Raw genomic sequence first — 11,695 nt, 5'->3', positions numbered from 1 at the left:
CTCCAGAACCGAACCCCGTAAAGTCGACCTGGGAGCAACGAACATCCACACCGCGATGGCGGAACACGCGCGCCGGTGCATCTGGATTGTTCAGGGGGGTACGAAACATCGCCGCTCATGTTCACTTTCACGGGGAAGTATCCATGCGTTCGTACAAGTTGCAGCCATTGGCCCGCGCCATCCGCGGAGGCCTGATGGTGTCGGTGCTGGGCATGGTCACGCCCGCGCTGGCACAGCAGGCCAGTTTCGATATTGCCGGGGGGCGTATCGAAGACGCATTGCCGGAGTTCGCGCGACAGGCGGGGATCCAGATCATCAGCCCGGCCGTCGGCGACCGCGAAAAAGCCGCTGCCGTCCCCGCGCTCAAGGGCCAGATGGACGCCCGTCAGGCGCTGGGCCAGCTGTTGGCCGGGACCGGGCTCAGTGTGGCCTCCGATGATGGCCGTACCATTACACTGCGCGCCGATCGTCCGCTGCTCGCCTCCTTGGGTTCGGGCGCGCTGCTGGCTGCGCAGTCCTCGGCCAGCACCGTCGCCGCCGAGCCGCCGCCGGCCGAACCGGCCCGCGATGTGCCGGTCACGCTTGATTCGGTCACTGTCGTCGGCACCCAGATCAAGGGCGCAAAAACCGCTGCCCTGCTGCCGGTCGCCACGCTCCAGGCCGAACAGATCGAGGCCACCGGCGCGGTATCCGGCGACGAGTTGTACCGCTCCATTCCGCAGATGGGCGATGTGTCCTTCAGTGGCACCAACGGCGGCAACAGCTCCAACTACGCACGCGGCGACATCGCCTCGGTCAACCTGCGCGGCCTGGGTGTGGGCAACACGCTGCTGCTGATCAACGGCCGACGCACCGTGGTCCACCCCACCAGCCAGGCCGACGGCAACCTCGTCCCGGTGCTGACCTACAACGCCAATACCGTCCCGGTCGCCAACCTGCGTCGCGTTGAAGTCCTGCTCGACGGCGCGGCGGCCATCTACGGCACCGACGCGGTGGCCGGCGTGGTCAACAACGTGCTGCGCGACGACGTCCACGGCGGCACCATCAGCGTGCAGCGTGGGATCGGCGAGGGCACCAATCTGCGCGATCTGGGCATCAATGGCCTGGTTGGCAGGAATTCCGACGACCTGCGCAGCAATGTCACCCTGGCGTTCAATTACTACACCACCACCGGCCTGAACTCGCTGGACCAGGACTGGACCCGCAGCGCTGACCGCGCCGCCGATTTCGTCGGCACCCCGTTCGAAGGGCTCAGCGGCACCGACAACCGCAACAGCAACAGCCCGTGGGGCAACTTCACCGCGATCGGTCCGCGCGTGCGCCAGGGCACCACCTTCCTGACCACCGCCGCCGGCGCGTTCCATGTACAGCCCGGTACCAACGAAGGCTGCAACGCCAGCCTTGGCCAGGGCCTGTGCGTGCAGTCCGGCAGCAAGGCCACCGCCGGCGCCGACCGTAACCTGTTGGACAACCAGCAGGCGCAGTTCCCGCTGTCGATCACCCCGGACGTGCGCCGGGTCAACCTGTTCCTGACCGGCAAGCATGATTTCGACAACGGCATCACCGCTTTCGGCGAAGCTGGCTGGTACCAGTCGGAGGCGCGCAGCCTGCAATCGGGCGTCAACACCATCGCCGCGCTGCCGATGACCGTGGCTGCCAGCAATTACTGGAACCCCTTCGGTGCCACCCGCCTGCCCGACGGCAGCGTCAACCCGAACCGGCTGGCCAATCTCAACGTCGCCGCAGGCGGTATTCCGGTCAGCATCAGCAGCTACCGCTTCGAGCGTCCTACCCAGATCGAGGTGAAAAACACACAGCTGCGTGCGCTCGGCGGCCTGCGCGGATTCCACTTCGGCTTCGACTGGGAAACGGCGGCGCTGTATTCCAAGGCCAAGGTGGTGGACACCCAGGATGCGGTCAGCATGACCCTGTTCCAGCAGGCGCTGGCCGATGCCACGTCGGCGGCCTACAACCCGTTCTGCGGCGGCTGCAACGACTACAGCAAGCTCGACAGCTTCTTCTACAAGGCCACGCGCAAGAGCCAGACCGAGCTGTACCTGTGGGACATCAAGGCTTCGYGTCCGGACCTGTTCCGCACCTGGGCCGGCGATGTCGGCATGGCCACCGGGCTGGAAGTGCGTCGCGAAACCCAGCGCGACGACCGCGATGCCCGCGTGGACGGCACCCTTACCTACACCGACCGCATCACCGGCATCGCCTATCCCAGCGACATGTACGGCGTCAGCCCGACCCCGGACACTGAAGGCTCGCGCACCGTCGCCGGCCTGTTCGCCGAATTCTCGGTGCCACTGGTATCGCGTGAGATGGGTATTCCGCTGGTGCGCGCGCTGGACCTGCAGGTGGCCGGTCGCGCCGAGCACTACAGCGATTTCGGCAACGTCACCAAGCCGAAACTGGCACTGGGCTGGACGGTGGTCGACGGGCTGACGGTGCGGGCATCGTGGGCCAAGGGCTTCCGCGCGCCGAACCTGGAACAGGTCAACGCCACGGTGGTCAGCCGCTCCAACACGCGCACCGATTACATCCAGTGCGAAGCCGATGTGCGCTCCGGCGCGCTGGCCTCGATCAACGCCTGTGGCACCACCTACCGTTCCTCCACCACCGCGCGGCGATCGGGCAACCCGGACCTCAAGCCGGAAACCTCGACCAACACCAGCGCCGGCATCGTGTTCCAGCCGCAGTTCATTCCGGAAGACTTCGGCCGCTTCACCTTCGCGGTGGATTACTACAAGTACGCGCAGGAAGGCATCATCGGCCTGTTCGGCGAAGGCAACGGACTGATCCTGGACTACCTGCTGCGCCAGCAGGGCGGCAGCAATGCCAACGTGGTGCGTGCCGCACCGACCGCCGATGACATCGCCCGCTTCGCCGGCACCGGTCTGGACCCGGCCGGCAAGGTGCTCTATGTCACCGACCAGTACGTCAACATGCAGCCGCAGACCGTGCGCGGGGTGGACTACAGCATGGCGTGGACGTCGCCGGAGACCCGCGTCGGCCGCTTCGACATCGGCATCAACGGCACCCGCCTGATCGAGTTCTACCGCGATCGTTCGCCGKCATTGCAGGCACTGGAAGACGCCAAGGCCACCGGCCTGGTCGATCCTTCGATCGCCATCACCGGGGGCGGCGACCTGATCGGTGACGGCGGCAACCCGCAGTGGAAATGGAGCGGCAACCTCACCTGGCGGTACCAGAACATCACCGTCGGGGCGAGCGCGCGCTATGCCAGCAGCTACCATGAAACCAGCCTGACCCTGGCCGATGGCACGCCCTGGACGGTGAAGTCGCAGACCCTGGCCAACGCCTTCGTCAAGTACGATTTCAACCGCGAGGGCGTGTTCAACGGGGTGTCGGTCAAGCTGGGCGCCAACAACATCGCCGACAAGCGGCCGCCGGTGTCCGATGACAGCTACGGGTATTCCTCGGCGGTGTACCAGGCCTACCCGCGTTACTGGTATGCGAGCGTGACCAAGGCGTTCTGATCCGCGGTTTCATCCTTACATCGCTGCCCGGCCAATGCCGGGCAGCGCAGCAGGAGTTTGAATGGGCGCAACATTGGCAGCAGAGCGGGCGTTGTGGTTGGCCGAGCATGTCCTGCCGTACGAGCGGGGCCTGCGCGACTGGCTGCGGCGGCGCATGGCGCAGGCGCAGGACGTGGACGACGTGGTGCAGGAGACCTACGCGATCCTGGCGGCGCTCGCCGACGTGTCGCACGTGCGGCAACCGCGTGCCTACGTCTACCGGGTGGCGCAATCGGTGGTGCTGCAACAGTTGCGTCGCGCCCAGGTGGTATCGATGGACATGGTGGCCGACTTTGATCGGCTGCCGATCACCGGTGAGGATGCTTCACCGGAACGGCTGGCGTCTTCGCGCCAGGAACTCAACAAGGTCACCGCGCTGATCGCGCAGCTGCCGGACAAGTGCCGCCAGGCCTTCATCCTGCGGCGCGTGGAAGGCTTCTCGCAACGCGAGATCGCCGAGCGAATGCAGATCAGTGAGAACACGGTGGAAAAGCACGTTTGCAAGGGTATTCGGTTGTTGATGGAGTCGATGAAACAGGATGTGGGTGATGCAGGGTCCACAGGGAAAACGGACAATACGGAGGCCGTCCATGCAAGGCGCCGCTGAAAACCCGATCGATGACCAGGCCGCCCGCTGGGTGGCCCGCGAAGATCGCGGTGCACTGGAGCCGGCCGAGCTGGCCGAGCGCGACCGCTGGCTGGAGGCCGACCGCCGCCACTTCGGCGCCTACGCGCGGGCACACGCGGTGTATGCGCGTACCGGACGCGCACGCGCGCTGGGCAGTGCCGACCGCGTACCGCCCGCCACCCGCGCAGCGCGGCCGCGACCGCCCCTGCAATGGGCGTTCGGGCTCGCCGCCAGCCTGTGCCTGCTGGCGCTGGGCGTGCATGAGCACAGCGATGCCGGTGATTACCACCTGACCCGCAAGGGCGAGATCCTGCGCGTGCCGCTGGCCGATGGTTCGGCGGTGACCCTGGATTCGGGCGCGGCGGTGCGTGTGCATTACACCGAGCAGCGTCGCGAAATCACCCTGCTGCGCGGTGAGGCGCTGTTCGATGTCGCCAAGAACCGCGCGCGCCCCTTCGTGGTGGTGGCGCGCGATACCGCCGTGACCGCCGTGGGCACCAGCTTCTCGGTCAGCCTCAACGAGYAGCGCACACGCGGGGTGGAGGTACTGGTGCGCGAGGGCATCGTCGATGTGGCCAATGCCAGTGGCGCGATCGCACCGACCCGGCTGCTGGCCAACCACCGCGCGCTGGCCAACCGCACCCACGGCATCCGCATCGAGAACGTCGAGCACGATGACCTGGACCACCAGCTGGCGTGGCGCGAGGGGATGCTGTCCTTCAACGGCGACACGCTGTCGGTGGCGGCGGCGCAGTTCCTGCGCTACAGCGATGTGCGCATCATGATCGACGACCCGCTGGTCGGCAGCCGCCGCATCGTCGGCCTTTACTCGGCCAACGACCCGATCGGTTTCGCGCGCAGCGTCGCGCTCAGCCTGGGGCTGGCGGTGGAGCAGGAGGGCAACGATGTCTGGCTGCGGGCACCGCACAACGCCGCCTACAGCGCGCCGCGCTCACTGCAATGAACCAGGACGCCCCATGAAACCGACCTCGATGTCCACCCTGCGCCGCGTACGTCGGCTGGCACTGTTGACCGGCCTGCTGCTGGCCAGTGGTCAGGCGATGCAGGTGGCCAGTGCCGCCGACGATGACGTGCTGATCCGCAATGCGATGGTTTTCGATGGCACCGGACGCGCGCCCTATGCAGCCAGCGTGCTGGTGCAGGGCGGTCGCATCGCCGCGATCGGGGCCGACCTGAAGGCGCCGGCGCATACCCGGCAGGTCGATGCGAAGGGCCAGGCGCTGTTGCCTGGGTTGTTCGACCTGCACACCCACTGGACCCCGAACGCGCAGCCATCGACGTTGCCGCAGATCGCCAACCGTTATCTCGCTGCCGGGGTCACCACGGTCAGCGACTTCCACCAGCCGCCTGAAGCCTACGCACCGCGCCGCGCCTGGTTGCACAGCATCGCCGCACCGGATGTGAAGTTCGCCGCGCGAATGAGCACGCCCCTCGGCCATGGCGCGGATTGGGGCGATGAGAACACCACGCGTTGGGTCAACTCGCCGGCATCGGCCACGGCGGCGGTCAAGCAGGTGGCCGCCTACAAGCCGGACTTCATCAAGGCCTTCACCGACGGCTGGCGGTATTCCAATGCCGCCGACAACAGCAGCATGGATGAGGACACCCTCGCCGCACTCGTGGAAGAGGCGCACCGCCAGCAGCTGCGCGTGTTCACCCACACGGTGATGGTCAAGCGCGGCAAGACCGCCGCGCGGGCCGGCGTGGACGCGTTGGCGCACAGCGTGCAGGACGGCCCGGCCGATGCCGAGCTGATCGCATTGATGAAGGCGCACGGCACGCGCTATTCGCCCTCGTTGGCGGTGTACCTGCCCGAGCGCGTGGATGGTAGCGGCAAGGACCGTGCGGGCACCGAGGCCTACCGCCAGCGCGAGGCGAACTTTGCCAATGCGCTGCGCAACGTCAAGACACTGCACGATGCCGGCATTCCGATCGTGCTGGGTACCGATGCCGGGATGACCGGCACGCCGCACGGCGCCTCCACCCTGCGCGAGCTGGAACTGTTCGTGCAGGCCGGGCTGACCCCCGGCGAAGCCCTGGTTGCCGGTACCAGTGCCAGCGCCGAAGCGCTGGCGCTGGACGATCGCGGCCGCATCGAAGTGGGCAAACGCGCGGATCTGCTGCTGGTCAAGGGGCGGCCGTGGGAGCGCATCAGCGATGTGCGCAACACCGAGCAGGTGTATGTGGCCGGTCGACAGGTGGTGGGCAAGGGGGTGAAGCTGCCTGCCGGCAACCGCGCCGAATCGCTGCCGCCGCTGCGCATCGCGGCGCTGGTCGATGACGTCGAGCGCGCCGATCAACGCACCGCGCTGGATACGCTGCGCAACGACGATGCCGACGGCGGCAACGACCGCACCGTGCAGGTCACCACGGTGATCGACCGCGAGCAGGGCGGCAAGGCGTTGTCGATGCAGGCCAAGCTGTCCAGCAAGGATGATGCGTATGCGGCGGTGATCCTGCCGCTGAGCCGTGGCTCGGTGGCGCCGGTGGACCTGCGCGGCTGGCGGGGCGTGCGCGTGGATGTACGCGGCGATGCGACGCTGACGCTGGAGGCGCGTGGACTGGGCGGCCGTCGCTGGATCGCGCCGGTCGCTGCCAGCGGTGGCTGGCAGACGCTGGAAATTCCGTTCACTGCGCTGCAGGGCCAGCCGCCGTATCGCGCGAAGGGGCCGCTGCCGACGTGGCGCGGTAACGACGTGCAACAGCTGGTGTTCTCCGGCACCGGCTCGGCCGGCGCGAAGATCTGGTTCGAGATCGACAATGTCCGCTTCTACTGATCCTCTGCGCCTGCGCGCGCGCTTCGTGCTGGCGCTGATGGCCACGGCGCTGGCCATGCCTGCAGTCGCTGCAGACGCACCGGACCGCGTGCTGGCAGCCGTGGATGCCTACGCGGGCCGGCAGGCCGAGGTGGGCCGCGCACTGTGGGCGACGCCGGAGCTGGGCTACCAGGAAACGCAGTCCTCCGCGCTGCTGCAGCAGGAGCTGCGCAAGGCCGGCTTCCGCATCGAAGCGGGCGTCGCCGGCATGCCGACCGCATTCGTCGCCCGTTACGGGCATCGTGGCAAGGGCCAGGTGATCGCGCTGCTGGCCGAGATGGATGCGCTGCCGGGCATGGCCCAGGCAGCCGTGCCGACACGCAGCCCGATCGATGGACAGGACGCCGGGCAGGCGTGCGGCCACAACCTGTTCGGTGCGGCCGTGGTCGGTGCCGCGCAGGCCGTGGCGCAGTGGCTGAAGGCCAGCGGCAGCGACGGCGAGATCCGCGTGTACGGCACCCCCGCCGAGGAGGGCGGAAGTGGCAAGGTCTACCTGACCCGTGCGGGTCTGTTTGACGACGTCGACGTGGCCCTGCACTGGCACCCGGCCTCGGCCAACTCTGCCGCCCAAGGCACCAGCCTGGCCAACATCAGCGGTAAATTCCGCTTCAAGGGCATCGCAGCGCATGCCGCGCTCGCGCCGGATCGCGGACGTTCGGCGCTCGATGGGGTGGAGGCGCTCAACCACATGGCCAACATGATGCGCGAGCACGTGCCCGACGGCACGCGCATCCATTACGTGATCAGCAATGGCGGTGCGGCCCCCAACGTGGTGCCCGACGCGGCCGAAGCCTATTACTACGTGCGCCACGTCGATCCGGCCGTGGTGCGCGATGTGATCGCGCGCCTGCACCTGGCCGCGCGCGGCGCGGCGATGGGCACCGGCACCGAGGCGACATTCGAGCCTACCGGTGGGGTGTACTCGCTGCTGCCCAACGATGTGTTGGGCCAGGTCATGCAGCGTTCGCTGCAGCAGGTGGGTGGCGTGATCTACGACGCTGCCGATACCGCGTTCGCGCAGCAACTGCAGCAAAGCCTGCAGCAGCGCCCTGCGCTGGAAAGCGCCGCATCCCTGGAGCCCTACAGCGCCGAGCAGGCCGGTGGGGCGTCCACCGATGTCGGCGATGTCAGCTGGAATGTGCCGACGGTTGGTCTGAGTACCGCCACCTGGGTCCCGGGTACACCGGCACACAGCTGGCAGGCGGTGGCCGCCTCGGGGGCGCCGATCGGTGCGAAGGGCGCGCTCAATGCCGCGCGCGTGCTCGCGCTGACCGCGGTGACGCTGCTGCAGTCACCGCAGACGGTGGCGCAGGCCAGGCAGGAATTCGAACGCCGACGTGGCGCCGGTTTCCGCTATGTGCCGTTGCTGGAGCGCACCGCGCCGCCGCTGGATTACCGCAGCAAGGCCAAGGAGTAGGGCAAAGCGGTGGTGCCGCTCAATCCAGCGGCGCCATCACCCGCAGCGGCGCCAGGTCGTAGCCCACCGCTTCGGCCTGCGCTTTGATCTGCGCGAACAGGGCGCGGTCCATGCTCGGCGAGCGCGACAGGATCCACAGGTACTTGCGGTCCGGGTCGCCGACCAATGCCCACTGGTACTCCGGGTCCAGCGCGATCACCCAGTAGTCGGCCCACACCAGCGGTGCCCATGCCAGCCAGTCCGGCACGAAGCGCACCTGCAACTGCCCCGGATGGCCTTCGACCGGTCGCGCCACGCCGTCGGCGGCGATGCGCGTGCCATCGTCGATGCGGCAGACGTTGTGCACGCTGATGCGGCCATCGCCGCGCAGACTGTAGGTGGCGGTGATGTCCCCCACACACTTCTTCTGGAACGACACCGGCAGGTGCGCGATCTCGTGCCACTGGCCGGCGTAGCGGCCCATGTCCAGCGTGGGCACCGACGTCACCGGCGGCGTCGCCCATGCGGCGGCCGTAGCAAGCAGCAGAGGCAGGACGAGACACGGGCTACGCAGACGCATCGACGGCACTCCAGGCGGATCGAAGGAGCTTAGGGGCGGCAGCGGGGCAGGGTGTGAAGTTTTTGTCATTCGCCCCGCGTGACGGGAAGACTGTGTCGATGCCGCCGCATGAGGGTAGAGCCGATCCATGATCGGCTGCTGGAATGCGTTGCGGTGGACGTGCGCAGTGTGCGTGGCGAGCGGTTTAGGATTCACTCGATGCACTGCCACGCACGAATGCCACCGGTGAGCTGGCAGGCAAGGGTATCACCTGCAAGGTGCGCCGCGCCGGCGAGGCCGGCCAGCTGTTCGCCCAGCAGGTAAGCAGCCCTTTGACCAACACCAGCGCGGTCGCCGCCGAGCGTGGGCGCAACATCTTGGCCGATCGCGGCGAGCAGGCTGCAATCGACCTGGTGATGCCCCTGTTCGCCGGGCCGCTGCGCCCCGGTGAGGTTGGCCGGATCCTGCCGCTGGACCTCATCGAGGTCGTGGGCGAGGAGGGCACTTGGCATGGCGTCTGCACCTCGGTGCGGACCGAGGCGCGGATCGGTGACAACGCAGCCGTGGTCGAGCAGACCATTACCCTGGAGAGGCACTACAGCGATGCGGACTGAACTGTGGGACGAATTCGCCGGGCTGGTCAGCGCCAGCCCGCGGCTGCTGGCGACGGTCACCGCCTATAACGCCGACGGCACCAGCAGTCTGACGACCTACGATGGCGCGCAGATGCGAGCTATTGGGGTGTTGGGTGGCGCTATCCCATACAACGTGTGGGCGAGAGGGGGGCGCGTCGTTGAGGTTGCTCCAAATCTTCCTTTGAGCGAGGTTGCTGTATAGCTCCAGTTCTATCCGAATCGCAGTTTTTATTGTCAGGGCGTTAATCCAAGACTAGTATCCCGCTGTGGCCGGCGGAGGGTTGAAGATGGATGAGAATTGGGTCAAGGGACTGTTGGCTGACAGAGAGCCGGAGAGTCAGATCTTAGATTTTAAGGCGAAGCCTCCGTCCAAAGACGACAACGGAATTCGATCGCTTCTCATGGACGTGGCTGGTTTCGCGAATGCTCGCGGAGGTCGAATCGTCTACGGCATTAAAGAAGATGGACAGGGTCGCGCGGACAAGCTTGTTGATGTCGTTGAAGGCGCTGACAGCCTTTCACTTTGGATGCAGACGCAGCTGCTTGGAAAGGTGTTTCCTAGGGTCAACGGTCTGGTGGTGCAACCGGTTCACACTAGCCAGGGAACAGTGATTGTCGTCGACGTGCCATCTCAGTACGGAGGCCCCTATCAAGCTTCATTGGCAGAGTGGCAGAGATTCACGATTAGGGCGGGAACAAGGAATGTTGATATGAGCTATCAGCAATTGTTCGACTCGTTCGCACTCAGGTCTTCCGTCGAAACGAGGGTGGATTTGTGGATGAAGGAGCGGACGAAGCACTTGGCTAAAACATCCGGTGGTGCCATTGCGACAATTCACGTTATTCCCCGGTCTTCTTTCCAAGGTTCTGGTAGGCCTGACCTGTCAGTCCTAAGGAATCACATCGTTCGCATTTCAGGATCGATTCTTAATAATAGATTCAACTACAGTGGCATGGTGGCCAGTCGGTCTGGGATGGGCTCGGTTGCTGCTCGGCCATATATTCAGTTCTTTAGAAATGGGACTGTCGAGGTTTCTTGGGAGGCTTGGTCGCAGAAAGACTATGTCTCACTTATGAGTATGGACACGACGATCAAACTGTTCGACATTCTGCCTCAGGTTGCCATTGCTCTTGGCGTCGCTGGCGTTGAAGGTCCAGGTTTTGTCGTGCTGAGCTATGTGAATACTGCAGCAAAAACACTCTATTACGAACACTCCGAAGGATATTTTACGGACACTCAGCCAATTGATGAGAACATGCTCGTTATGGGTCCCTTGCCGTATGAAGCCCTTGGCACTTCAGTCGATGGGTTGGGCCCTTTAGTTTCGGATCTTATGACGGACCTATTTAGGGCATTTGGCGAAGACGGTTGTCCGTATCTGAATTCGGAGGGGGTGATTACTCACCGAAGGATCGGGCAAATTGTTACGGAGTATCGACGTGCGTGGGAGGTCCACTGACGCATCTCATGCTGGGCGCCCTTTACACACCGGGACGCATCGCAGGAGATCAATCCATCGCCTGCAGCAGTTGATTGCTGTTGTTTCGAGGAGTGTTTACCGCTCGGCTGACACGGTATGCCTCCATAGCAGGCGACTCGCTGGCCAGCAGCATCGCCATGGCGTCATCGGGTGATGCGGTGATCCACTCGCTGGCTTGGCTGGGATCCAACCACACCGGCATGCGGTCATGGATATCTGCAGACACGCCGCTGCTGTCGCCGGTGATCACGGTGAAGGTGCCGAGGTTGTCGGGGTTGAGCAGGGGGCTGCTGTCCTCCCACAGGCCGGCGGCCCACAGCGGCGTCGCCGCGTGGATGAACCACGGACCCTTCTTCCCGTCCTCGGCGTTGACCGACCACTCGTAGTACCCGGCCATGGGGATCAGGCACCGATGCCTCTTGAAGGCCGAGCGAAACGCTGGCTTGGTGGCCACTGTCTCGATGCGGGCATTGATGGTCGAGCCCTGCAGCTTCTTGGCCTTGGCCCAGAAGGGAAGTAGGACCCAAGCCAGGAGCTGCAGCTGCAGTCCATCGCCGCGGTCCAGTACCACCGCCGCGCGCTGTGTCGGCGCCAAGTTGTAGCTGGCGGGCATCGAC

At 65.7% G+C, this 11,695-nt stretch carries 10 protein-coding genes; 8 read left to right on the top strand and 2 right to left on the bottom strand.

From position 1 onward, the window contains the following. Positions 1 to 143 precede the first annotated feature (143 nt). From AC1DQP_RS10020 to AC1DQP_RS10000, 5 genes are all read left to right on the top strand, one after another. Positions 144 to 3,503 (top strand): TonB-dependent receptor, encoded by a 3,360-nt coding sequence (locus AC1DQP_RS10020; protein ID WP_478051517.1) that lies wholly within the window; start codon positions 144 to 146, stop codon positions 3,501 to 3,503. Between the two features lie 61 nt (positions 3,504 to 3,564). Next, positions 3,565 to 4,149, top strand: coding sequence for an RNA polymerase sigma factor (locus tag AC1DQP_RS10015; RefSeq protein ID WP_478051516.1), 585 nt, complete (start codon positions 3,565 to 3,567; stop codon positions 4,147 to 4,149). Next, positions 4,133 to 5,134 carry a FecR family protein gene (locus AC1DQP_RS10010; protein WP_478051515.1) on the top strand — a complete coding sequence of 334 codons (1,002 nt, stop codon included), beginning with the start codon at positions 4,133 to 4,135 and terminating at the stop codon, positions 5,132 to 5,134. Before AC1DQP_RS10015 ends, AC1DQP_RS10010 begins: the two co-directional genes overlap by 17 nt. Before the next feature lie 13 nt (positions 5,135 to 5,147). Further along, positions 5,148 to 6,968 (top strand): amidohydrolase family protein, encoded by a 1,821-nt coding sequence (locus AC1DQP_RS10005; RefSeq protein WP_457320735.1) that lies wholly within the window; start codon positions 5,148 to 5,150, stop codon positions 6,966 to 6,968. Beyond that, positions 6,952 to 8,424: an amidohydrolase gene (locus tag AC1DQP_RS10000; protein WP_478051514.1), complete on the top strand. Its 1,473-nt coding sequence runs from the start codon at positions 6,952 to 6,954 to the stop codon at positions 8,422 to 8,424. Before AC1DQP_RS10005 ends, AC1DQP_RS10000 begins: the two co-directional genes overlap by 17 nt. A gap of 19 nt (positions 8,425 to 8,443) precedes the next feature. Here the strand turns inward: AC1DQP_RS10000 and AC1DQP_RS09995 are convergent, their stop codons facing one another. Continuing rightward, a complete protein-coding gene (locus tag AC1DQP_RS09995; RefSeq protein WP_478051513.1) occupies positions 8,444 to 8,983 on the bottom strand; it encodes a lipocalin family protein in 540 nt (179 codons plus the stop codon). A gap of 257 nt (positions 8,984 to 9,240) precedes the next feature. Between AC1DQP_RS09995 and AC1DQP_RS09990 the strand changes: the two genes are divergently transcribed. The 3 genes from AC1DQP_RS09990 (at position 9,241) to AC1DQP_RS09980 (ending at position 11,057) form a co-directional block, all read left to right on the top strand. Next, complete coding sequence (locus tag AC1DQP_RS09990) at positions 9,241 to 9,576, top strand: hypothetical protein (RefSeq protein ID WP_457322020.1); 336 nt, start codon at positions 9,241 to 9,243, stop codon at positions 9,574 to 9,576. Then, positions 9,566 to 9,799 (top strand): hypothetical protein, encoded by a 234-nt coding sequence (locus AC1DQP_RS09985; RefSeq protein WP_478051512.1) that lies wholly within the window; start codon positions 9,566 to 9,568, stop codon positions 9,797 to 9,799. Before AC1DQP_RS09990 ends, AC1DQP_RS09985 begins: the two co-directional genes overlap by 11 nt. Before the next feature lie 85 nt (positions 9,800 to 9,884). Then, positions 9,885 to 11,057, top strand: coding sequence for an AlbA family DNA-binding domain-containing protein (locus AC1DQP_RS09980; RefSeq protein WP_478051511.1), 1,173 nt, complete (start codon positions 9,885 to 9,887; stop codon positions 11,055 to 11,057). Positions 11,058 to 11,106: 49 nt separating this feature from the next. Here the strand turns inward: AC1DQP_RS09980 and AC1DQP_RS09975 are convergent, their stop codons facing one another. Beyond that, entirely contained in the window at positions 11,107 to 11,691 is a 585-nt protein-coding gene (locus tag AC1DQP_RS09975) for an SOS response-associated peptidase (RefSeq protein ID WP_478051518.1), read from the bottom strand. Positions 11,692 to 11,695: the final 4 nt, after the last annotated feature.

The sequence above is a fragment of the Stenotrophomonas sp. P5_A8 genome (assembly GCF_056400545.1).
Note: the sequence above shows the minus strand (reverse complement) of the source record. Positions and strands in the feature narration are given on the sequence as shown.

Bases quoted from the DNA above. Each gene is read 5' to 3' on its own strand.
- AC1DQP_RS09975 (WP_478051518.1), bottom strand. From the start codon at position 11,691: ATGCCCGCCAGCTACAACTTGGCGCCGACACAGCGCGCGGCGGTGGTA.
- AC1DQP_RS10000 (WP_478051514.1), top strand. From the start codon at position 6,952: ATGTCCGCTTCTACTGATCCTCTGCGCCTGCGCGCGCGCTTCGTGCTG.
- AC1DQP_RS09995 (WP_478051513.1), bottom strand. From the start codon at position 8,983: ATGCGTCTGCGTAGCCCGTGTCTCGTCCTGCCTCTGCTGCTTGCTACG.
- AC1DQP_RS09985 (WP_478051512.1), top strand. From the start codon at position 9,566: ATGCGGACTGAACTGTGGGACGAATTCGCCGGGCTGGTCAGCGCCAGC.
- AC1DQP_RS10005 (WP_457320735.1), top strand. From the start codon at position 5,148: ATGAAACCGACCTCGATGTCCACCCTGCGCCGCGTACGTCGGCTGGCA.
- AC1DQP_RS10015 (WP_478051516.1), top strand. From the start codon at position 3,565: ATGGGCGCAACATTGGCAGCAGAGCGGGCGTTGTGGTTGGCCGAGCAT.
- AC1DQP_RS09980 (WP_478051511.1), top strand. From the start codon at position 9,885: ATGGATGAGAATTGGGTCAAGGGACTGTTGGCTGACAGAGAGCCGGAG.